The sequence below is a fragment of the Nocardioides sp. Leaf285 genome, assembly GCF_001422955.1.
Taxonomy (GTDB): domain Bacteria; phylum Actinomycetota; class Actinomycetes; order Propionibacteriales; family Nocardioidaceae; genus Nocardioides; species Nocardioides kribbensis.
The window spans coordinates 329,622-351,303 of the sequence record NZ_LMNH01000002.1 but is presented as its reverse complement, the minus strand read 5'-3'; the positions used below and the strand labels follow the sequence as shown (position 1 = coordinate 351,303).

General features: G+C 75.8%; 22 protein-coding genes. 8 read left to right on the top strand and 14 right to left on the bottom strand.

Translation table 11 applies throughout. The features are described 5' to 3' along the window. The first annotated feature begins 14 nt into the window (after positions 1–14). A complete protein-coding gene (locus tag ASF47_RS06815) occupies positions 15–911 on the top strand; it encodes an SDR family oxidoreductase (protein ID WP_056863252.1) in 897 nt (298 codons plus the stop codon). 79 nt (positions 912–990) lie between these two features. Beyond that, positions 991–1,836 carry a Cof-type HAD-IIB family hydrolase gene (locus ASF47_RS06810; RefSeq protein WP_056863251.1) on the top strand — a complete coding sequence of 282 codons (846 nt, stop codon included), beginning with the start codon at positions 991–993 and terminating at the stop codon, positions 1,834–1,836. Between the two features lie 27 nt (positions 1,837–1,863). On the opposite strand, the gene ASF47_RS06805 is transcribed toward ASF47_RS06810, so the two are convergent. Together ASF47_RS06805 and ASF47_RS06800 are read right to left on the bottom strand one after the other, a co-directional pair. Continuing rightward, complete coding sequence (locus ASF47_RS06805; RefSeq protein WP_056863250.1) at positions 1,864–2,694, bottom strand: ABC transporter permease; 831 nt, start codon at positions 2,692–2,694, stop codon at positions 1,864–1,866. Next, positions 2,691–5,498, bottom strand: a complete 2,808-nt coding sequence (locus ASF47_RS06800) for an alpha/beta fold hydrolase (protein WP_056863249.1) — start codon at positions 5,496–5,498, stop codon at positions 2,691–2,693. Before ASF47_RS06800 ends, ASF47_RS06805 begins: the two co-directional genes overlap by 4 nt. Positions 5,499–5,545: 47 nt before the next feature. Between ASF47_RS06800 and ASF47_RS06795 the strand changes: the two genes are divergently transcribed. Further along, positions 5,546–6,745, top strand: a complete 1,200-nt coding sequence (locus ASF47_RS06795) for a zinc-binding dehydrogenase (protein WP_056863248.1) — start codon at positions 5,546–5,548, stop codon at positions 6,743–6,745. Here ASF47_RS06795 and ASF47_RS06790 read toward each other — a convergent pair. The 5 genes from ASF47_RS06790 to ASF47_RS06770 form a co-directional block, all read right to left on the bottom strand. Then, positions 6,742–7,461, bottom strand: a complete 720-nt coding sequence (locus ASF47_RS06790; RefSeq protein WP_162242265.1) for a GAF and ANTAR domain-containing protein — start codon at positions 7,459–7,461, stop codon at positions 6,742–6,744. The two genes, ASF47_RS06795 and ASF47_RS06790, sit on opposite strands and share 4 nt — an antisense overlap. A 147-nt stretch (positions 7,462–7,608) precedes the next feature. Beyond that, positions 7,609–8,787 (bottom strand): alcohol dehydrogenase catalytic domain-containing protein, encoded by a 1,179-nt coding sequence (locus tag ASF47_RS06785; RefSeq protein WP_056863246.1) that lies wholly within the window; start codon positions 8,785–8,787, stop codon positions 7,609–7,611. Further along, positions 8,784–9,605 (bottom strand): glycosyltransferase, encoded by an 822-nt coding sequence (locus tag ASF47_RS06780; protein ID WP_082500141.1) that lies wholly within the window; start codon positions 9,603–9,605, stop codon positions 8,784–8,786. The genes ASF47_RS06785 and ASF47_RS06780 overlap by 4 nt, the downstream gene beginning before the upstream one ends. 10 nt (positions 9,606–9,615) lie before the next feature. After that, positions 9,616–10,962, bottom strand: coding sequence for a PIG-L family deacetylase (locus ASF47_RS06775; RefSeq protein ID WP_056863245.1), 1,347 nt, complete (start codon positions 10,960–10,962; stop codon positions 9,616–9,618). Then, positions 10,956–12,032 carry a hypothetical protein gene (locus ASF47_RS06770; protein WP_056863244.1) on the bottom strand — a complete coding sequence of 359 codons (1,077 nt, stop codon included), beginning with the start codon at positions 12,030–12,032 and terminating at the stop codon, positions 10,956–10,958. The genes ASF47_RS06775 and ASF47_RS06770 overlap by 7 nt, the downstream gene beginning before the upstream one ends. 225 nt (positions 12,033–12,257) lie before the next feature. Here ASF47_RS06770 and ASF47_RS06765 point away from each other — a divergent pair, with 225 nt between their 5' ends. Continuing rightward, entirely contained in the window at positions 12,258–13,082 is an 825-nt protein-coding gene (locus tag ASF47_RS06765; RefSeq protein WP_056863243.1) for a sigma-70 family RNA polymerase sigma factor, read from the top strand. Between the two features lie 26 nt (positions 13,083–13,108). Here the strand turns inward: ASF47_RS06765 and ASF47_RS21000 are convergent, their stop codons facing one another. Then, positions 13,109–13,732, bottom strand: coding sequence for a hypothetical protein (locus ASF47_RS21000; protein WP_156697778.1), 624 nt, complete (start codon positions 13,730–13,732; stop codon positions 13,109–13,111). Between the two features lie 129 nt (positions 13,733–13,861). Between ASF47_RS21000 and ASF47_RS06755 the strand changes: the two genes are divergently transcribed. The 4 genes from ASF47_RS06755 (at position 13,862) to ASF47_RS06740 (ending at position 16,909) form a co-directional block, all read left to right on the top strand. After that, entirely contained in the window at positions 13,862–14,533 is a 672-nt protein-coding gene (locus ASF47_RS06755; protein ID WP_056863242.1) for an ANTAR domain-containing protein, read from the top strand. Continuing rightward, positions 14,530–15,231 (top strand): GAF domain-containing protein, encoded by a 702-nt coding sequence (locus ASF47_RS06750; RefSeq protein ID WP_056863241.1) that lies wholly within the window; start codon positions 14,530–14,532, stop codon positions 15,229–15,231. Before ASF47_RS06755 ends, ASF47_RS06750 begins: the two co-directional genes overlap by 4 nt. A 44-nt stretch (positions 15,232–15,275) precedes the next feature. Further along, on the top strand, positions 15,276–16,013 hold the full coding sequence (locus tag ASF47_RS06745) for a GAF and ANTAR domain-containing protein (RefSeq protein WP_056863240.1): 738 nt from the start codon (positions 15,276–15,278) through the stop codon (positions 16,011–16,013). A 125-nt stretch (positions 16,014–16,138) separates the two neighbouring features. Further along, a complete protein-coding gene (locus tag ASF47_RS06740) occupies positions 16,139–16,909 on the top strand; it encodes an AfsR/SARP family transcriptional regulator (RefSeq protein ID WP_056863239.1) in 771 nt (256 codons plus the stop codon). A 7-nt stretch (positions 16,910–16,916) separates the two neighbouring features. On the opposite strand, the gene ASF47_RS06735 is transcribed toward ASF47_RS06740, so the two are convergent. The 6 genes from ASF47_RS06735 to ASF47_RS06710 all read right to left on the bottom strand — a co-directional run bounded on the left by ASF47_RS06735 (position 16,917) and on the right by ASF47_RS06710 (position 21,614). Further along, positions 16,917–18,185, bottom strand: a complete 1,269-nt coding sequence (locus tag ASF47_RS06735) for a glutathionylspermidine synthase family protein (protein ID WP_056863238.1) — start codon at positions 18,183–18,185, stop codon at positions 16,917–16,919. Further along, positions 18,185–18,646 carry a DUF350 domain-containing protein gene (locus ASF47_RS06730; RefSeq protein WP_056863237.1) on the bottom strand — a complete coding sequence of 154 codons (462 nt, stop codon included), beginning with the start codon at positions 18,644–18,646 and terminating at the stop codon, positions 18,185–18,187. Before ASF47_RS06730 ends, ASF47_RS06735 begins: the two co-directional genes overlap by 1 nt. Before the next feature lie 130 nt (positions 18,647–18,776). Continuing rightward, positions 18,777–19,175 carry a hypothetical protein gene (locus ASF47_RS06725; protein WP_056863236.1) on the bottom strand — a complete coding sequence of 133 codons (399 nt, stop codon included), beginning with the start codon at positions 19,173–19,175 and terminating at the stop codon, positions 18,777–18,779. Next, positions 19,172–19,756: a potassium channel family protein gene (locus ASF47_RS06720; RefSeq protein ID WP_056863235.1), complete on the bottom strand. Its 585-nt coding sequence runs from the start codon at positions 19,754–19,756 to the stop codon at positions 19,172–19,174. The genes ASF47_RS06725 and ASF47_RS06720 overlap by 4 nt, the downstream gene beginning before the upstream one ends. Before the next feature lie 43 nt (positions 19,757–19,799). Next, complete coding sequence (locus tag ASF47_RS06715) at positions 19,800–21,053, bottom strand: uracil-xanthine permease family protein (protein WP_056863234.1); 1,254 nt, start codon at positions 21,051–21,053, stop codon at positions 19,800–19,802. Positions 21,054–21,170: 117 nt separating this feature from the next. Then, positions 21,171–21,614 (bottom strand): OsmC family peroxiredoxin, encoded by a 444-nt coding sequence (locus ASF47_RS06710; RefSeq protein ID WP_056863233.1) that lies wholly within the window; start codon positions 21,612–21,614, stop codon positions 21,171–21,173. Positions 21,615–21,682 lie beyond the last annotated feature (68 nt).

Genomic DNA, 21,682 nt, shown 5'->3' with positions numbered 1-21,682 from the left:
CCGCGAGGAGCCCGATGAGCGACCAGTACACCTTCGACGACCCCCGCACCCGCCACCCGCGCATCTCCCCTCCGGTCCAGCAGCAGGAGGAGCCCGGGTCGCAGCGCGCCATGGAGCCGGTGCCCGACATCGGCGAGTCCTCCTACCGCGGCACCGGCCGTCTGGCCGGACGCCGGGCGCTGGTGACCGGGGCCGACTCCGGCATCGGCGCCGCGGTGGCCGTGGCCTTCGCCCGCGAGGGCGCCGACGTCACCATGGCCTACCTGCCCTCCGAGGAGGAGGACGCCGACCACGTCGCGGCGCTCGTCGAGGCGGCCGGACGCACGGTCACCCGGGTGCCCGGCGACCTGCGCGACGCGGCGTACTGCCGTGACCTGGTGGCGCGGGCGGTGGAGGCCATGGGTGGTCTCGACGCGGTCGTCAACGTCGCGGGCAAGCAGGTCTGGCACGAGCGGGTCGAGGACATCGACGACGAGGAGTTCGAGGAGACCTTCGCGGTCAACGTCACCGCGGCCTTCCGCATCGTCAAGGCCGCACTGCCCCACCTGCCGCCGGGCTCCACCATCGTCAACACCGCCTCGGCGGAGGCCTTCCAGCCCGCCCCCGACCGGCTGCACTACGCCAGCACCAAGGCAGCGGTGGAGAACCTCTCGAAGGGACTGGCCCAGCAGCTGGTCGAGCGCGGCATCCGGGTCAACGTCGTGGCGCCCGGCCCGACGTGGACCGCGCTCCAGGTGACCGGCGGCGTCGACCCGGAGACGCTGCCGGACTTCGGGGCCGCCGAGGCGCCCCTCGGGCGCGCCGGTCAGCCGGTCGAGCAGGCGCCGGCCTACGTGTTCCTGACCTCCGCGGAGTCGAGCTTCGTCGTCGGCGCCACGCTGCACGTCAACGGCGGGATGCCCAGCCCGTGACCGGCCCGTGACCGGCCCCTGACCGGGCCCTGACCGGCCCACCGCGGCGGCCGGAGGACCCGACTGGGACCCTGGTGGGGTGAGCACCGCTGTCGCCGACCCGACCTCCCCGCTGCCCGAGGGCGCCGACGTGCGCCTCGTCGTCGTCGACATGGACGGCACCCTGCTCGACGGCGAGGGCCGGATCCCCGAGGACCTCTGGCCGCTGCTGGACTCGATGCGCGAGCGCGGTGTCGTCTTCTCCCCCGCGAGCGGACGGCAGTACGCCACGCTGGCGCGCCAGTTCGACCGGGCGCGCGAGGGCATGGTCTTCATCGCCGAGAACGGCAGCTACGTCGTGCGCGACGAGGCCGAGATCAGCTCCACCACCCTGGCGCCCGACGTCGTCGCGCGTCTCGTGCGCCGGGGGCGCGACCTCACCGCGCAGGGCCACGACCTGGGCATGGTGGTCTGCGGCAAGCGCGCGGCCTACGTCGAGCGCACCGACCGCGCCTTCCTCGACCACGTCGACCCCTACTACGCCTCCCTCGTCGAGCTCGACGACCTCGACGCCGTCGACGACGACGTGGTGAAGGTGGCCGTCTTCAGCTTCGCCGACCCCCAGGAGGGCACCGCGCCCGCCCTGGCCGACTTCCGCGAGACCCACCAGGTCGTCGTCTCCGGCGCCCACTGGGTCGACGTGATGCACCCCCGGGTCGACAAGGGCGTGGCCGTGCGCCGGCTCCAGGAGGAGCTCGGGGTCTCCGCCGAGCAGACGGTCGCCTTCGGCGACTACCTCAACGACCTGGAGATGCTCGACGCCGCGGGCCTGTCCTTCGCCATGGACAACGCCCACCCCGAGGTGCTGGCCCGGGCGCGCTACCGCGCCCCCTCCCACCTCGACCACGGCGTGATCACCACGCTGCGCCGCCTGCTCGGGCTCTGAGCCGGCGCTGCCGCCGGGCGGGGGCGCCTAGCTGAGCACGTCCTTGCGCTGGAAGAGCACGAAGGCCGCGGTGAGCAGCACCACCGAGTAGCCGATCGACCACAGCGCGCCGCTGGCCATGCCCGACCACTCCACGTCGCGCTGCAGGGCCTCGGCCCAGGCGAACTGCTCGTGGGTCGGCAGCGCCTCGCGCAGCCGCCCGAGCGGGCTGATGGTGTCGAGGATGTTGGAGACGATGGTGATCAGCACGGCACCGCCCACGGCCCCGAGCGGGGCGTCGGTGAGCACCCCGATGAGGACGGCCAGCGAGGAGACGAAGAGCAGGCTGACGAAGAGGTAGCCCACCGCGACCGCCAGGCGCAGCCCCGTCTCGGCCCAGGTCAGCTGCTCACCGGTGGGGCCCTGGTAGGCCTCGGTGCCGTAGGCGACCAGCCCCACCAGCATCGACCAGGCCGGCAGCAGCACGAGCGCGACCAGCGTGGTGGCCAGCGCGACGGTGAGCTTGACCCGCAGCAGCCGCCCCCGCGGCACCGGCGCGGCCAGCAGGTAGCGCAGCGTCGACCAGCTCGCCTCCGACGGCACGGCATCGCCGGCGAAGAGCGCCACCAGCACGACGAGCAGGAAGCCGGCCGAGGCGAACATCGCGAAGACCGCCAGGTTGGCCGGCCCCACCTGGGCCAGGTCGACGAACGACGTGCCGCCCTCGCTGTCGTCGGAGCCCAGCGCGAAGGCGCCCACCAGCAGCAGCGGCAGGACGACCAGGAACCCGAACGACAGCCGCGTACGCCGCCGCCGCAGCTGGCGCCGGACCTCCGCGCGCAGCGGCAGCGGACGGCGCGGGGTGGTCTGGTGGCTCATCGGCGTGCCTCCCCGGCGTCGGCGACCTGGGCGGGCTGGCCCTCGCCGACCAGGCTCATGAAGACCTCCTCGAGGTGGCGGCGCCCGTCGACGGCGGCGACGGGCACCCCGGCCTCCACCAGCCGCGCGACGAGCGCGGGGCGCGGGGCGGTGCCGACGACGCGCACGCGTCCGTCGGGCTCGACGGCGGCCTGCTCGACGCCGCCGGGGCCACCGGGACCCGTGAGCGCCTCGACGGCGCGGGCCGGGTCGCCCTCGACGGTGACGAGGGTGGAGCCCGAGCGGTCGACGAGGTCGGCGACGGCACCCTCGAGCACCACCCGGCCTCGGTGCATGACCACGACGTGGCTGCAGGTCTGCTCGACCTCGGAGAGCAGGTGGCTGGAGACCACGACGGTGCGGCCCCCGGTGGCGTAGCGGGCCAGCACACCGCGCAGGTTGCGGATCTGCGGCGGGTCGAGGCCGTTGGTGGGCTCGTCGAGCAGCAGCAGCTCGGGCAGGCCGAGCATGGCCTGGGCGATGCCCAGGCGCTGGCGCATGCCCTGGCTGTAGGAGCGCACGGGCCGCTCGGCGGCGACCCCGAGGTCGGCGATGGCCAGCGTCTCCTCGAGGTGCGCGGCGGCGGGGTCGTTGCCGGTGGCGGCCCAGTAGGCCAGCAGGTTGTCGCGACCCGAGAGGTGCGGCAGGAAGCCGGGGCCCTCGATGAGGGCGCCGACCCGCGCCAGCACCGGGGCGCCCGCGGTGACGCGGTGGCCGAGCACGTGCACGCTGCCGCCGTCGGCGCGGATCAGGCCGACGAGCATGCGCATGGTGGTGGTCTTGCCGGCGCCGTTGGGCCCCAGCAGGCCGACGACCTGGCCGCGCTCGGCGCGCCAGGAGGTGCCGTCGACGGCACGGAAGCCGTTGCTGTACTGCTTCACCAGCCCGTCGACGGCCAGCGGCACGTCGGCCAGCTCCGCGACCACGGGCGCCTCGCGGCGCCGCCGGCCGGCCAGCAGCGCCAGCGCGGCCGCCCCGAGCAGCAGCAGGCCCACCGCCACCACCAGCGGCGTGGGCGCCAGCCCGCCGGTGCCGGCCGTGCGCTCCGCGTCGACGCTCGGCACGACGACGCCGTCGCCGGCCAGCGACACGACGTAGGTGCGGCGGTCCTGGGGCACGGCGTAGGCCGCGTCGGTGCTGGAGACCACCACGCGCAGCGACTGCCCGGCCTCGACGCGGTAGGCCGACGTCGGCAGGGCCACCTCGACCTCGCGCGGGCGCCCCGGCGTGAGGCCCTCGAGGCGCACGGGCGAGACCAGCTGGCGCGGCAGGGTCGCGGCGCCGTCGGCCGAGACCACCCAGGCCGAGGCGAAGAGGGTGGCGTCGGTGGTCGAGGAGACCACCGAGAGCCGCACCCGCGGGCTGCCCACGACGGTGAGCGGCTCGTCGAGGGCGGGGGTGTCGAAGACCGCCGACTCCCCCGGCAGGGCCCCGAGCGCGTAGCCGGCGCCGGTCGACCCGGCGGCGCCCAGCAGCGGGCCGGTGCCGGGCAGCGAGGTCAGCGCCGCGGGCTCCCCGCCGGGCGGCGACAGCAGCGGCTGCGGGCCGTCGCCACGAGCGCCTGCCAGCGGGAGGGTGGTCGTGGTCTCCTCGCCGTACGCCGGGGCCGTGAGCTGCTCGGCCTCCTCCTCGCCGAAGGGCGAGGCCGGCAGCGAGAGGTCGAAGGCCTCGCCGGGGTCGGGCCCGCCGCGCAGGTGGTGGTCGAACCACGCCAGCGCCGGGTCGACCAGGTCGTCGGCCGACAGCGCCGTGCCGGAGGCGTCGTGGCCGCCGTCGATCCAGCGCACCGCGACCGGCGTGCCCCCGGCGGCGAGGCCGCGGGCGGTGGCGTCGGCCTGGTCGAGGCCGAAGAGGGAGTCCTGGAGGCCCTGCACGAGCAGCGTCGGCGCGCCGATCCGGTCGAGCACCGGCGCCGGGGAGGAGCGGCGCAGCAGCCGCAGGACCGCCTCGTCGGGTCGGCCCGTGGTGGCGGCCTCGTCGTAGAGCCGGCAGACCCGGGGGGCGAAGCGCCCGCACTGCGGGTCGACGCCCGGGGCCGCGGAGGCGGCCGAGGGGTCGAGGCCCGCGGCCAGCCCGGAGGCGAAGAAGAGCGAGGCCCAGCGCTGCTTGAGCACGCCGGGCGCGGGCGCCTCGCCCGCGGCGCTGCCGGAGAGCGCGCGCTGCGGGAAGAGCCCCTGCGAGAGGTCGTGCCAGGTGATCGCGGGCACGATCGCGTCGACGCGGCCGTCGTAGGCCGCGGCCATCAGCGCCAGCGCCCCGCCGTAGGAGCCGCCGGCGATGCCGGCGCGGGCGTCGCCGGCAGCGTCGAGCAGCACGTCGTCGCGCTCGGCGAGCAGGTCGAGCAGCCGCGAGGCGTCGGCGACCTCGTAGTCCGGGGAGTCGAGGTGGATCAGGCCGCCGGAGTCGCCGAAGCCGCGCGCGGTCCAGGTCAGCACGACGTACCCCTCGGCGGCCACGGAGCGGGCCTGGGCGGCCAGGTCGTCCTTGCTCCCGCCGAAGCCGTGGGCCAGCAGCACCGCGGCGCGGCGGCCCTCGTCGTCGGCGCCCGGGGCGCCCTCCTCGGGCGCGAAGACCGACACGTCGAGGGAGACCCGCTCCCCCGAGGGCTCCGGCCCCACCGGCACCTCGAGCTCCTGCTCGTCGACCGCCACGGCGTCCTCGCCGCCCAGCCCGGTCACCGCGGCCGTGCCCGCGCCGGCCACGACGAGCGCGGCAGCGAGGGCCGCGGCGAGGACGGCCCGGCGGGGTCGAGCGGGCCGACGCATGCTGCATTCTTACCGCCACCGGCAAGGCGCGCCGCTAGTCTCCCCGGATGCGCGCCGTGACCTGCACCGACGGCGAGCTCGCCGTCGTCGACCTGCCCGACCCCGAGCCCGGCCCCGGCCAGCTGCTCCTCGACGTGCGGCGCTGCGGCATCTGCGGCTCCGACCTGCACGCGCGCCACCACGGCGACGACCTCGCCGAGGTGCTCGACCTCGTCGGCTACCCCCGCTTCATGCGCTCGGGCCAGGCCGGTGTCTTCGGCCACGAGCTGCTCGGCGAGGTCGCCGACCACGGCTCGCGCACCCGCGGACGGCTGCGGCCCGGCACGCCCGTGGTCGCCGTGCCGCTGCTGCGGCGCGGCCGCGAGGTCGACGGGATCGGCCTGTCGCTCGCCGCCCCGGGCGCCTACGCCGAGCAGGTGGTGGTGCAGGAGTCGCTGGCGCTGCCGGTGCCCAACGGGCTCGACACCGACGTCGCGGCGCTGACCGAGCCGATGGCCGTCGCCTGGCACGCCGTGGCCCGCGGGCAGGTGCGCCGGCGCGACACCGCCGTCGTGCTGGGCTGCGGCCCGGTCGGTCTGGCGGTCGTCACCGTGCTCAAGGCCCGCGGCGTGCGCCACGTGGTGGCCAGCGACCCCTCCCCCGGGCGGCGTGCCCTCGCCACCGCGTGCGGTGCCGACGTCGTGGTCGACCCGGCCGTGGCGTCGCCGTACGACCCGGCGGTGCAGCGCGGCGCCTTCGCGACCCTGCCGGCCGCCTACAACGCAGCGATCGACGCCGTGGAGGGCCTGAGCCGGCTGCCGGTCGGCTGGTGGCACGGCTGGCGCGCGGCCGAGCGGGTCGGCGCCGCTACGCCGAAGGCGCCGGTGGTCTTCGAGTGCGTGGGCGTGCCCGGCATGCTCGACGGCGTGCTCGCCGGGGCGCCGCTCTTCTCCCGGGTGGTCGTGGTCGGGGTCTGCATGGGGCCCGACACCCTGCGCCCCTCGCTGGCGGTCAACAAGGAGCTCGACCTGCGCTTCGTCGTCGGCTACACGCCGCTGGAGTTCCGCGACACCCTGCACGCGCTGGGCGAGGGCGACCTCGACCCCTCGCCCATGCTCACCGGCCGGGTCGGCCTCGACGGCGTCGCCGGGGCCTTCGAGGCGCTGGGCGACCCCGAGCGCCACGCCAAGGTCCTCATCGACCCGTCCCTGGCCGGCACGCAGGTGCACGAGGTGGCCGGGGCGGGCGGCGCGGGCACGGGAGCCTAGGCGCCCGCGGGCTCCGGCTCCCCGGCCTCGGTCGCGCCGCGGCCGAAGCGCGCCTCGTGGTCGGCCACGACCGAGGCGGCGACGTCGCGCAGCTTGGTCTCGGTGCTGGCCGACATGCGGGTCAGGTAGGCGAACGCCGTCGGCTCGTCGATCTCGAGGCGGTGCATGAGCAGTCCCAGCGCGATCCCGATGACCTTCCGGCTGGTCAGGGCGGCGCTGAGGTTGCCGATCCGCTCGGCGTGACCCATCGCCAGCGCCGCGTGGGAGGCGAAGAGCTCGCTCATCTGCACGGTCTCGTCGGAGAGGGTGTCGGAGGAGAAGGAGTAGAGGTTGAGCGCGCCGAAGGTGCGGGCGTCGGAGTTGAGCCGCACCCCGAGCTGCGAGCGCAGCCCGAGCCGCACGGCGCCGGGGATGAAGGCCGGCCAGCGCTGCTCGTGACGGGCGTGCTCGACGCGCACGACGCCGTCGGACTCCAGGGCCTGCAGGCAGGGGCCCTGACCGGTGTCGTACTGGAGCTGGTCGAGCTCCACGACGACCTGGTCGGTCCACGCGCGGGTCTCGATGCGCCCACCACGGTGCGCGACGCTGATGCCCACGTGGTCGATGCCCGGCGTGGACTCGCAGGCCACCTCCGCGATCGTCGCGAGGGCGGCGTCGAGGTCCTGGGGCTGCTTGAGATCGGCGGAGGCCTGGGCGAGGGCTGCGGCGATGTCCATGTGGGCCAGCATGCGGTTCCGTCCGGGCGTGCGCCACCCCGGACGTCGAGATCCGCGTGGGGGCGCAGGGGACGGGGTCGCTGTTGGGCCCCGATCGAGCGAGCCGAATGCTAGCAACCCACCTCGACCGGGGCCCACCGGGTCGCCCTAGGGGTGGAACACCACCTTGACCATGCCGTCGGCCTTATCGCGGAACGAGCGGTACGCCGCCGGCGCCTCCTCCAGCGGCAGGTGGTGCGTGGCGAAGGTGTCCACGCCCAGCGGGTCGTCGTCGACGAGCAGCGGCAGCAGGTCGTCGGTCCAGCGCCTGACGTTGGCCTGGCCCATGCGCAGCTGGATCTGCTTGTCGAAGAGCGTCAGCAGCGGCATCGGGCTGGCGGCCCCGCCGTAGACGCCCGAGATCGAGACGGTGCCACCGCGGCGCACCGCGTCGATGGCGCTGGTGAGCGCGTCGAGCCGGTCGATGCCGACCCGCTTCATCAGCGGCCTGGCGAGCGCGTCGGGGAGCAGCCCCACGCCCTTGATGACCTTCTCGGCCACGGGGTTGCCGTGGGCCTCCATGCCGACCGCGTCGATGACCGCGTCGGCACCACGGCCCGCGGTGCGGTCGCGCACCTCGGTGGCCAGGTCGTCGACCCTGTCGATGTCGATGGTCTCCGCGCCCCGGCCGTGCACGCGCGCCAGCCGCTCGGGCACCCGGTCGGCGACGATCACGCGGTGGCCCTCGTGCAGGGCGATCCGCGCGGCCATGTCGCCGATGGGGCCGGCGCCGACCACGAGCAGCACCCCGTCGGGGGCGAGGTCGGCGTACCGCACGGCCTGGTAGGCGGTGGGCAGCACGTCGGAGAGGAAGAGGAACCGGTCGTCGGCGGGGCCCTGGGGCACCGTGACGGGCAGGAAGTCGGCGAACTGCACGCGCAGGTACTCCGCCTGTCCGCCCGGCACCTGCCCGTAGAGCTTGCTGTAGCCCAGGAAGCTCGCGCCGGTGCCCTGGTCGCGGTTCTGGGTGGTCTCGCACTGGCTGTGCAGGCCCTGGGTGCACATCCAGCAGGTGCCGCAGCAGATGTTGAAGGGCACGACGACACGGTCGCCGACCTTCAGGTCGCGGACCTCGGGGCCGACCTCCTCCACGACGCCCATCGGCTCGTGGCCCACGACGTCGCCGGGGGTCATGAAGGGGGCGAGCGGCTCGTAGAGGTGCAGGTCGGAGCCGCACAGCCCGGTGCTCGTCACCCGGATGACCGCGTCGGTGGGGTCGACGATGGTCGGGTCGGGCACGTCCTCGACGCGCATGTCGCGCACGCCCTGCCAGGTCACGGCCCTCATCGCACGCCTCCCTCGGTGCGGGCGGGTGCGGGGGTGCGGGGGACGGGACTCGTCATGGTGCCTCCTGGGTCGTCCGGTGGAGCGGTCACGACCCGGTTCCCCGTCGCGCCGGACGCATGCGGGGCCGGCCCGTGCAGCCGCGACTCGAGGTCGCGCAGGAAGCCCGCGAAGCCGCCCGGCGTGCGACCCCGGCGCCGCCCCGACGTCGTCACCCGCGGCCCGCCGACGGGCACGACGCCCCCCGCCCGCAGCGCGTCGACGAGCGCGGAGTCCTCGTGCTCGGCGGCGTCGGGGAAGCCCCCGGCGGCGAGGTAGGCGTCGAGGCGCACGCCGAGGTTGGCGCCGTGGACGTGGTCGCCGGGCTCGGGCGAGGTGTGGTGGGCGCGCCAGGCCCGGGCCAGGTGCTCCTCGACGTCGCGGGGGTCGGGCACGACCCGCCCCAGCACGAGCCGGGCGCCGTGCTCGGCCAGCCGCACCTGGGCGGCGAGCCAGTCGGCGGGCACGACCGTGTCGCCGTCCGTCGCGGCGACCCAGGTGGCGGCCGGCGGGGCGCCCAGCAGGGCCGCGCCGTGCCGTACCCCGGCGGCCCGGGCCGCGCCCACCCGGCCGGCGTCGAGGGCGACCGTGCGCACGCCGTGGGACCGTGCCACCTCGGCGGAGGCGTCGGTGCAGCGGTCGAGCACCACCAGCGTCAGCAGGCTCAGGGCCGGACGGGCCACGGCCAGCAGGGCCGAGGCCGCGGCGAGCGCCTCCAGGCAGCCGGGCAGCAGCTCCTCCTCGTCGTGCACCGGCACCACGACCAGGAGCGCGTCGAGCACCGTGCCCGCCTCAGGCACGAGGGTCGGGCAGCAGGTCGGTGGGGCCGATCACGAGGATCTCGACGTCGCGGTCGACCCAGGTGCCGAGCACCTCGCCCAGCCCCGCCGCGGCGACGACGCGATGGACGTCGGGGCCGTCGAGCACCCACCCCTCGACGCGGTGGCGCCAGTGGCACAGCACCAGGACGCCGTCGTCGGTGAGGCAGGCCCGCACCCGCTCGACCAGCCCCTCGAGGTCACGGGGGCTGAGGAAGTAGCCGGTCTCGGAGAGCACGACGAGGTCGAAGTCGCCCTCGGGCCACTCCCCCGGCACGACGGCGGCCTCGAGCCGCACGCCGTCCAGAAGCGCCAGGCGGTCGCGCGCGTGGCCCAGCGCCGCCGGGCTCGCGTCGAGCGCGACGAGCTCGCGGCAGCGCGGGGCCAGCTCGGCGGTGAGCGCCCCGGTCGAGCAGCCCACCTCCAGCCCCCGCAGGAAGGAGGCGCGGGGCAGCGCGGCCAGCAGCAGGGACCGCTTGCGCTGCTCGTACCACCGCCGGTCGGTGCCCCACGGGTCGGCGTCGCGGCGGTGCACCTGCTCGAGCGCCTCGTCGGTGGCGCCGGCCTCCACGAAGAGCTCCTCGGCGCCGGTGAAGTGGGCCAGGAAGCCGGGCGCCAGCAGCGCCTCGTCGCCGGGCGCGGCGGACAGCGGGGCGACCTGGCTGCGGTGGGCGGCCATCGCCCGGGCCTTGGCCTCCCGGGCCACCGGGGAGGGCCGCACGGCCCGCAGGTCGGACCAGGGCGCCAGGTCGGGCCGGCCCCAGTGCCAGAACCACACGGGGTACTCCAGCAGGCGGGCACCGGTGCGCACCACCGCCGCGGCGGCGGCCCGCCCGGCGGCCTCGTGGTCGGGGTGCTGGTCCCCGCGCCACGGGGCGACGACCACCGTGTCGCGGCCGTCGCCGACCAGCCCGACCAGGGCGGCGACCACCTCGTCCTCGTGCGCGGCCACGGCGCCGTCGGGCAGGCCCAGCAGCCACGGGGTCGAGCCCGGCGCCAGAGCGTCGACCGCGGCGCGGACCTCCTCGCGCCGCAGCCCCGCCAGCTCGGCGGGGGTGTGGGTGGGCGAGTCGGGGTGGCTGGCCTCGCCGTCGGTGAGCACGACGACCCGCACCTCCACCCCGCGGGCGTGGGCCTCCGCCACCAGCGCTCCCGCCCCCAGCGTCTCGTCGTCGGGGTGGGCCGCGACGACCACCAGCACCGAGCCCGGTGCCGGGCCGAGCAGGCGGGCCGGGTCGAGCGCGCGCACCTGGCGGCGCCGCGGGTGGCAGCGCCACGACGGCGCCTCGGTGCCGGGGGCGTCGTGGGCGAAGGTCACCACGCCGTCGCCCCGTCCGCGCTCGTGCTCGGGGCCAGCAGCTCCCGGCCGAGGGCGGCCTGGTCGCGCTCGCCGTGGTGCTGGCGCACGTAGAGCCCCAGGTCGGCGACGCGCCGCGCGTGGCGGTGCTCGTGGGCCAGCGGGCCGGGCCCCAGGGCCCGGGCGACCCGCCCCGTCACCTCCTCCACGGCGTCGGCCACCACCTGGCGCGCCCGCAACGCGGCCAGCGCACCGCTCCCACCGGCGGCGCAGCCGGTGTCGACGTCGGTGGCGGCCTCGACGAGCACCGCCCGGGCCGCGGCCAGCGCCGCGTCCACCGCCCCGAGGTGCACCAGCGCCACCTGGTCGGGCTCGCGGCGAGCGCACTGCTCGCGCAGCCGCCGCGCGACCGCGACGGCCCCGCCGTACCAGACCGCGGCGACGCCGATGCCGCCCCAGCCGAAGCCGGCGCGCTCGAGGTACCAGCCCGGCCCGCCGACCTCGCGGGCCGGCACCCCGTCGAGCACGACGGTCGAGGTGACGGCCTCGGCCAGACCGAGCGAGGACCACGGTCCGTCCTCGACGAGCACGCCGGGATCGGCGAGCCGCACCGCGAAGAGCCCGCGGCGCTCCTCGTCGACCCAGGCGGTCACCAGGGCGTGGGAGACCTCGCGCGCCAGGGAGCACCAGGGCTTGCGGCCCGTCAGCCGGACCCCGCCGGTGGCCGGGTCGGGCACCGCCCGCAGCCGCGCTCCTGGTCCCTCGGCGGCCCAGACGCCCCACGAGGGCCTCCCCTCGTCCTCCTCCAGCAGGTCGTCGACGCCCGCGGCGGCCGGGCCGGCCTCGGCCAGCACCGCGACCGCGTCGAGGTGCGGCTCCAGCGCCCGCGCGGCGGTGAGGTCCTGGGCGGCCACCGTGGCCAGCACCTCCCAGCGCCGCAGCGTCTCCCCCGACCCCGGCAGCGGCACGTCGTCCTCGACCTCCAGCGCGAGGCGCACCATCGCCGCGACCCCCGCGTCGGCCACGTCGTACGCCGCGCGCGCCAGGTCGACCAGCGGGCGGGTGCCGGCGGCGTGCCCGCGGCTGAGCAGCACCGGCTCCGGCGCGGGCGACGCCGCGGGCGGGCCCGACCCCGGGAGGACGGACGGGCGCGGGGACAGGTGCCGGACGGGGTGCATGGGCCCCGGTTCCCCCCGCCCGCCCGGTCATGCACCGCACCCCTGCGGGTGGCGTCGCCGCCCGGCCCGCGTGGCTAGCGTCGGTGACCGGGCCCCGCTGGAAACACCGGCGATCCACCCCACACGCCGAAGGACCCGGTCATGCCCCCGACCTCCCTTCCCGACCCGGCCGACCCCACCCGCACCGCCCGCGTGCCCCGCGCCGAGCGCTCGCGGCGCACGGCGGAGCTGGTCGCGCGCAGCGTGGCCGGCGACCCCGAGGCCCGCCGCGAGGCGCTCGACGAGGTCGTCGTGCTCAACCGCGGCGTGGCCGAGGCCGTCGCCGCGCGCTACCGCGGGCGCGGGGTGGCCGACGACGACCTCGTGCAGGTCGCCTACGAGGGCCTGGTCAAGGCCGTGCGCCGCTTCGACCCGGCGGCCTCGGAGGACCTGCTCACCTTCGCGGTGCCGACGATCCGCGGCGAGGTGCTGCGCCACTTCCGCGACCTGGGCTGGGCCGTGCGGCCGCCGCGACGGGTCCAGGACCTGCAGCGCGCCCTCGAGCAGCAGGGCACCGCGCTGGCCCAGCGGCTGGGCCGTGAGCCGAGCACCGCGGAGCTGGCCGCGGCGTGCCGGGCCACGGAGCAGGAGGTCGACGAGGCCAGGGCGGCGCGCGGCTGCTTCCGGCCGACCTCCCTCGACCTGCCCGTCGGTGACGGGGGCGCCGGCGGCGACGGGGGCGCCACGCTGGGCTCGCTCCTGCCCGACGACTCCGACGACGGGCTGGCCGGGGCCGAGGCCCGGGCCGACCTGGGTCCTGTCGTGCGCACCCTCGACGCCCGGGACCGCCGTGTGCTGGCCCTGCGCTTCGTGATGGGCCGCAGCCAGCGGGAGATCGGCGAGGAGCTCGGGGTAAGCCAGGTGCAGGTGTCGCGACAGCTCAGCCGGATCCTCGGCACGCTGCGCCACGACCTCGGCGCGGCCTGAGCGCCGGGCCGGTGGTGCGCGCCCGGTCAGGCCCCACCGGCGAACCCCGAGGCCGCCGTCCAGGTCAGCCCGGTGCCCTCGGGCCCGTCCCACGTCACGAGCGGCCCGTCGGCGGCGGGCTCGATGGTCATGGCCTGCCAGCCGTCGAAGCCGAGGGTGGAGTCGACGTCCCACGTCGTCAGGTCGCCGGTGGCGGCCAGGGCCAGGGAGTCGCTGGGCGGGTCCCCGTCGTAGCAGTAGAGCCCGAAGTCGGCGATGACGGCGACCACGCCGTCCTCCTCGGTGACCTCGATGCCCTGGCAGGGGTCGGGCTCCTCGGAGCGGTGCAGCACCACGGGCGAGGTCCAGGCGCCCTCCCGCGGGGAGTAGTGCTGCTCCAGCAGCCGGTCGCCCGAGGCGGAGTACCACAGCCTGACCTTGCGCCCGTCGGGCAGCGAGACCTGGGCCTCGTAGTCCTCCCGGAAGGCGTCGTCGAAGGTCTCGGTGGACGGGGCGTCGTCGTAGACCGAGGTGTCGCGCGCGGGGTCGTAGGCCGTGGCCGGTCCCTCGGGGTCCCCACCGCCGCCCCCACCAGCCCCGCCTCCGTCGCACCCGGCCAGCGGCAGCAGCAGCACGAGGGCCGCGAGCACGAGCGGCCGACGACCGGTCACGGCTGCCTCCTCCTGGGTGGCTCGGGCACTGCGGGAAGGCTACCCCCGGACCCCGGGTGTGCGATGGTGGCGGATCAGGCCGCGCCCACTCCGGGGCGCACCGACGACCGACCAGGGGGGGCGGGCACCGTGACCTCACCCTGGCCCGACCTCGAGGACCTCTTCGGGCGCCTCGAGCGCTGCGAGGAGCTCGCCGAGGGCGCCGGCGAGGTGGCCCGCTTCGCCCGGGAGCGGCTCGGCACCGACCACGCCGGCCTCTCCCTGCACACCGAGGCGGGCGGCGCCACCCGGCTGGCCCTCACCGATCCCCTGGTGGCCGAGCTCGACGAGCTCCGGCTGCTGCTGCACGGGGGGCCCGGCGGCCGCGCGCTGCCGGAGGGGTCCGCGACGACCATCGCCGACACCCGGCACGACCCGCTGTGGCCCGACTGGAGCACCGCGGCCGCCGGGCTCGACGTGCTGTCGGTGCGCGTCCTGGGCCTGCCCGCGATCCGGGGGCACGCCGTCACCCTCGACCTCTACTCCCACCGGCCGCGGGCCTTCGAGCACGACGGCTGGGCCGACCTCGGCCGCACCGCGCTGCAGGCCGGACGGCTGCTGCGCCAGGTCGACCGGGTGCAGAACCTGCGCGAGGCGCTCACCACCCGCGCGCTCATCGGCCAGGCGCAGGGCATCGTGATGGAGCGCCACGCCCTCACCTCGGAGCAGGCGATGGCCTACCTCCGCCGGATGTCGCAGGAGTCGCAGGTCAAGGTGCGCGACCTCGCCGAGCGGATCGTCTCCGGGACGGAGCCCCGGTGACGCCGGTCGGACGGATCCTCATGTCGCTGATGGACGAGGCGGGCAGCGACCTCACCCTGCCCGAGCTGCTGTGCCGCTCGGCCAAGCGGGAGCTCGACGCCGTGGCGGTCGGGCTCGCCGTGATGGCCCCCGACGCCACCAGCGAGCTCGTCGCCGCCTCCGACCCGGCCGCCCACGAGCTCGAGGTGCTCCAGCTGACCCTCGGGGAGGGGCCCTGCGTGGAGGCCTTCCGCACCGGTCGGCTGGTGCAGCTCACCGAGCTCGGCGCCGGCGAGCAGCGGTGGCCGGCCTACTCCGCCCACCTGCGCGAGCGGGGGGTGGGCGCGGTCTTCGCCTTCCCGCTGCGCATCGGCGGCATCAGGCTCGGCGCCCTCGACGTCTACCGCACCCGCGCCGGGGCGCTCGACGACGACGACCTGTCGCTGGCGCTGCACTTCGTGGACGCCGCCGTCGTGGTGCTGCTCCACCTGCAGGACCCCGCCTCGCAGGGGGCCCTCGACGACCCGCGGCTCGACGACGCCGTCGACGGCTTCACCACGCACCCGGAGGTGCACCAGGCCACCGGCATGGTCTCGGTGCAGGCCGTGGTGAGCCTGCACGACGCGCTCCTGCTGCTGCGCGCTCACGCCTACGTGGCCGACAGGTCCATCATCGAGGTGGCGCGCGACGTCGTGGCCCGCAGGATCGACTTCCGGTGACCCGCCCGCCGAGCCTCCGCACCGACGACCGAGGAGGGACACCCGTGTCTCGTGAGCAACTGCTGGCCACCACGTTCGTCGAGCTCGCCGACACCCTCGGCGACGACTTCGACGTGGTCGACTTCCTCCAGAACCTCGCCGAGCGCAGCGCCGAGATCCTCGGTGCCGACGCCGCCGCCATCGTCCTGGCCGACCAGCGCGGCGCCCTGCGGGTCATCGCCACCACGACCCACGCCGCGCGCGACCTCGGGCTCGAGACCCTGGCCACGGCCGAGGGGCCGTGCCTCGACGCGTTCCGCTCCGGCGACGACGTCGTCAACGTGCCCCGCACCGAGGGCCTGCGACGCTGGCCGCGCTTCGTGCGCACCACCGAGGAGCTCGGCTACCCCTCCGTCCACGCCGTCCCGCTGCGCCTGCGCTCGGAGCGCCTCGGCGCGCTGGCGCTGCTCTACGCCGCGGCCACCGACCTCACCGACGACGACCGCGCCCTCGCCAGGGCGCTCACGGCGGTCGCGACGGTCGGGCTGCTCCAGGAGCGCACCCCCCGGCAGCGCGAGGTGCTGGCCGACCAGCTCCAGGCGGCGCTGAGCCTGCGGGTCGTGGTGGAGCAGGCCAAGGGCGTGGTGGCGGAGTGGGCCGACCTCGAGATCGAGGAGGCCTTCGCCCTGATGCGCGCCTTCGCCCGCGAGCACGCCCGCCCGCTGGGCACGGTCGCCACCGACGTCATCGAGGGACGGCTCGCGGTCGGGGACCTGCTCCCCCCGGAGCGGCCGACGACCTGAGGATCTCGCTGGGTGTCTCGGACCACGGTCCGTTTCCCCGGCGCCCGGAGGCGCGGCGGGGTTAGGATCGGGTCCGCGGTCAGACCGGTGCTGCGATCCCCCCTCCCCACGGAGCACCGCCTGCCATGCCCGGTCCCCGCCCCACCTCTCCCGTCCTCGTCCGCCTCCTCGGCGGCCTCGAGGTCGTGCGGCGCGACGGCACCGTCGTGCCCCCCGCGGCGTGGCGCACCGGCAAGACCATGGACCTCGTCCGGATGCTCGCCCTGGCCGACGGGCGGCCCGTGCGGGCGCGGACCCTCACCGACGCCCTGTGGCCCGCGTCCTCGCCCGAGCACGCCGGCGGGAGCCTGCGCACCGCGGCCAGCCAGATCCGGCGCGCCGTCGAGGCCGACTGCGTCGTGCGCCACCCCGAGGGGCTGGTGCTCGAGGGCGCGTGGGTCGACGTCGCCGTCTACCGCGACCACGCCCGCCACGCCCGGCTGGCCTTCCTCGACGCCCGGCTGGTCGACGTGCTCGACCACACGCGGCGGGCCGAGACCCTGTGGGCCGGCGACCTCAGCGCCTACGACGAGACCGCGGCCTGGGCACGGGCCGAGCGGGCGGCCCTGCGCGGCCTGCGCTCGGTGCTGCTCGCCGACGCGGCGGAGGCCGCCCTGCGCACCGGCGCCCTGCGCGAGGCCGTCGACCTGGCCCAGCAGGCCATCGCCGTCGACCCCGGCGCCGAGGCCGTCCACCGCACCCTCATGACGGCCTACGCCGAGCTGGGCGAGACCGCGGCGGCGCTGCGCACCTTCGAGGGCTACCGTCGCCAGCTCGCCGAGGAGCTCGGCGCCGACCCGTCGCCGCAGACCCGTGAGCTGCACCTGAGGCTGCTGCGGGGCGCCGGGACCGACTGAGCCCGGGTCAGCCCGGCGGCAGCGACGGCGGCGTGACCGGCGTACGCGTCGCCAGCCAGCCGCGCACGGTGGCGTCGTCGGGGCTGAGCCCGTCGCTGATGGCGTGGGGCACGACCCGGCTGAAGTAGTCGGTGACCATGCCGTCGGACTCGCGCACGATCATGCCGGCGGCCTGCCCGTCGACGACCCAGGAACCGAGCACCACGTAGTTGCCGCCGTAGACCGGCAGCGGGTAGTAGCGCTGGTAGACGAAGCCCTCGGCTCCGTAGGGGCCGGGCTTGGTCTGCTCGTGGCCGTCGGCCAGGTGCACGGTGACGTTGTCGCCCTCGCGGCCGTGCAGCGGCTTGGCCACCCACTCCTCGAGGTCGCGGGGCTCGTCGAAGTAGGCCGGCAGCAGCAGCCGGTGGCCCGGGTTGCGCTCCCACAGCACGGGCAGGATCGCCTTGGTGCTCAGCAGCACCTTCCACGCCGGCTCGAACCAGCGCACCGGGGTCGTCTCGGCCTCGTCGAGCAGCAGCCGGCCGAACTCCTCGCCCAGCATGTCCTCCCACGGATACAGCTTGAAGGCGTTGCGGATCGGGCGGTCGTGCACGTCGCGGAAGTCGCGGGTGTCGGGGTTCCAGCCGACCTCGCCGATGGGGTGGGCCATCACGGTCCAGCCGGCCTGCACGGCGCAGTCCATGAGGTAGTGGACGGTCATCTCCATCTCGCCGCCGTCGTACTCCCCCTCCCCGCCGAGGTCGTAGAGGAAGTGCAGGTGGTCGCCCTCGAGCTCACCGGAGACGAGCAGGTCGCGCCAGCGGGCCACCAGCCGGTCGTGGACGGAGTTCCACTGGTCGATGTCGGTCATGACGTCCTCGATCCAGCGCCACTGCACGACGCCGGTCTCGACCAGGCCGGTGGGGGTGTCGCCGTTGATCTCGAGCATCTTCACCGACCCTTCGGCGCCGTAGGCGAGGTCGAAGCGGGCGTAGACCGCGGGGTCGCCGCGCTCGATGGAGCGGCGCACGAGCGCGAGGCTGCCGGGCGGCAGGCCGAGGCGCTCGTCGGTCATCGTCGCGGCCATGTGGCCGGCCGCGTCGACGCACATCGCCCACAGCTCCTCGGTGGCGGCCTCGAGCAGCTCGACCTCGTCGAGGGTCACCTCGTACCACGCCGACTCGTTCCAGTAGGGCACCGTGCGGCCCTCGGGGGTCGGGGTGACGGGGAAGATCAGCCCCTGCTCGGTGACGATGCGCTCCCACTCCGGGCGCGGGCGCGACGCGTGGCGCCACATCAGGCGATGCTGGCGCAGACGATGAGCGCCACCGAGATCGCCGACGCAGCCGCGACGTAGGCCAGCGGGCGCACCGGGCCGGGCTCGCACACGATGGTGCGCAGGTCACCGGGGGTCAGCGCCTCGACGACGAAGAACATCACCGCGTTGAGGGCCACGCCGAGCAGGCCGAAGCACAGCGTCCAGACCAGGGCCCAGCCCAGCGACGTCTCGCCGTTGGTCCAGATCGCGGTGAAGAGCACCAGGGCGTTGGAGACCAGCCAGGAGGCGGTGACCAGCCCGGCCGAGCGCGAGGCGGCGTGCACCGACTCCGCGCCGGTCTCGTCGATGCCGCGCAGGTGGCTGCCGAGGTGGCCCGGGGTGACGAGGTCGAGCACGTAGTAGGCGACGACGAGCAGCACGCCCGCGGCCAGGGCGTAGACGATCGCGTGCCCGAGGGCGACGAGCAGGGCTTCCAGCATGAGTTCTTCCTAGGGGTTCGGTACGACGAGCAGGGCGGGTGCGTGGCGGGGCCGGGCGGGTCGGGCCGGGCGGGTCGGGCCGGGCGGGTCGGGCCGGGCGGGTCGGGCCGGGCGGGTCGGGCCGGGCGGGTCAGGAGGAGATGCCGCGGCTGACGCCGCCGAAGCCCCCGGTCTTGGTGACGCTCTTGACCGACGTGCCGCCGCTGCTGGGCAGGCCGCCGCGCTGGACGTTGCCGCTGAGCGAGGAGCCGTTGAAGGTGCCGCCGGAGACGGGGCTGCCGACACCCGGCACGCGGGAGCTGGCGCCGAGGTAGTACCAGAAGAAGCCCGACCCGGTGCCGTTGTAGTCGGAGTCGTCGTCGCACTCGTCGTCGTCGACGCGCTCCTGGGTGTCGGGGTCGACGCACACCGCGGCGTAGTCGGCGGAGGTCGAGCAGCCGGTGAGGCCGGCGGCCATGAGCGCGGTGACGCCGATCGAGACGCCGGCCGAGCGCATGCGGCGGGTGGTGGTGCCGGGGCGGGAGGTCATGGGCGGTCCTTCGTGCGAGAGGTGGCGGGCGCCGAGGTGGTGGCCGCGGAGGTGGCGGGCGTGCCGTGGAAGGTGGCGAGCATGCGGTCGTCGACGTCGTGGTGGGCGCTCTCGCGGGAGGCGGCCTCCCGCAGGTGCTCCTCGACCCAGGCGCTCCCGTGGACGTCGGTGAGGCTGGCCCGCAGCAGGTGCTCGAGGGTCTCGACGCGGTCGTGGAGCGACTCGACGGTCTCGGCCAGCGCGACCTGCTCGTCGTGGGAGAACTGGTCGCGGTCGACGACGAGGCCGGCGATGACGTGGCCGATCGCGATCGGCACCAGCAGGAGCATGGTGACGATGAGGACGCTGGCCACGCCGCGCCCGGCCGTGGAGGAGGGGTAGGAGTCGCCGTAGCCGACCGTCGACCCGGTGACGATGCCCCACCACAGCGACTCGACGGGGCCGCGGTCCTCCAGCACCGCGTAGGCCATCGAGCAGCCGACCCAGACGACGACGATGGCGACGACGAGGGCGAGGGGGGCGTTGACCAGCCGGCGCACGGGGGCGGTGACCCGCCGCGGGGTCTCGGTGACGGGCGTCATAGGCCACCTCCTGCCACCGGCGGGGGCACCTCAAACCCGCCGCTCACGCGCGCAGCCGCTCCAGCGCGGTGGCGCCGTGGTAGACGACGAGGGCGGCGACGGTGCCGAGCGCGATGCCGGTGACGAGCACGTCCTCGCCGCCGAGGGTGAGGTTCCCGATGCCGATCACCAGCGCGACGGCCGCGGTGAGCTGGTTGACCGGGCGGGAGAAGTCCACACGGTTGTCGATCCAGATCTTCACGCCGATGACGCCGATGAGGCCGTAGAGCGCCACGGTGACGCCGCCCAGCACGCCGGCGGGGATGGTGTTGACCAGCGCGCCGAACTTCGGCGACAGGCTGAGCACGAGCGCGACGACGCCGGCGACCCAGTAGGCCGCGGTGGAGTAGACCCGGGTGGCGGCCATGACGCCGATGTTCTCGCCGTAGGTCGTGGTGCCCGAGCCGCCCGCGGAGCCGGCCAGCGTGGTGGCGATCCCATCGGCGAGCAGGGCGCGGCCGGTGAGCCGGTTGAGCGACTCGTCGCCGGTGAGGTGGGCCACGGTGCGCACGTGGCCGACGTTCTCCGCCACGAGCACCAGCACGACGGGCAGGAAGGCCGGCAGCACGCTCCAGCTCGGCTCCGGGGCGAAGAAGTCGGGCAGGCCCACCCAGGCCGCGTCGCGCACCGGGCCGAGGTCGACGGCGCCGGCCAGCGCGGCCACGACGTAGCCGACGGCCACCCCGAGCAGCACCGAGAGGCGCGCGGCGAGCCCGCGCAGGCCGACGGCGACGACGATGACGGCGGCCAGCGTGATCATGGCCGTCCACGGCGCGAGCTGGACGTTCGCCGTGGCGGCGCCGGAGAGGTTGAGGCCGATGAGGGCCACGATCGCGCCCGTGACCACCGGCGGCATGAGCGCCTCGATCCAGCGGGTGCCGGTGACGAGCACGACCACGCCGACCAGGGCGAGGGTGAGCCCGACGGCCAGCACGCCGAAGAGGGCGTTGCCCAGGGTGCCGGTGGCCGTGGCGGCCTGGATCGGCGCGATGAAGGCGAAGGACGAGCCGAGGTAGCTCGGCAGCCGGTTGGCCGTGACGAGGAGGAAGAGCAGCGTGCCGACGCCGGAGAAGAACAAGGTGGTGGTGGGCGGGAAGCCCGTCAGCAGCGGCACCAGGAAGGTCGCCCCGAACATCGCGACGACGTGCTGGGCGCCCAGACCGATCGTGAGCGGCCAGGCCAGCCGCTCCTCGGGCCGCACGATCTCGTCGTCGGCGACGGTGCGGCCGTCGCGGTGCAGGGTCCAGGAGAGGCGCATGGGGTCATCGTCGCGTGTCGAGGACCCGCCGTGCCGACCGGGGCACCACGTGGACCGGGGCCGGCCGCCGCGGTGGTCGCGGCGACCGGCCCCGGGCCGGTGGAGCTGGTGGAGCGCTCAGTCCTCGAGCGCGGCGTCGAGGGTGATCTCGACACCGGTGAGGGCCTTGCTGACCGGGCAGCCGGCCTTGGCCGCGTCGGCGGCCTTCGCGAAGCCGGCGGCGTCGAGGCCGTCGACCTCGCCGCGCACGGTCAGGGTGATGCCGGTGAGCTTGAAGCCGCCGTTGGCGGAGTCGGGGCCGAGCGAGACGTCGGCCTTGACGTCGAGGGCCTGCGGGGTGCCGCCGGCCTCGGCGATGAAGGCCGAGAGCTGCATGGCGTAGCAGGCGGAGTGCGCGGCGGCGATGAGCTCCTCGGGGCTGGTGGTGCCCCCGGCCTCGTCAGCGGCGCGCTTGGGGAAGGAGACCTCGTAGGTGCCGACCTTGGAGCTGGAGAGCTCGACCTGGCCGGAGCCGTCCTCGAGGGTGCCGTTCCAGGCGGTGCGAGCGGTGCGCGTGGGCATGTGCTGTTCCTTTCGGTCGACGAGGATGTCTTGCACACAAGATACCTGCCCACGAGTAAGATGCAAGC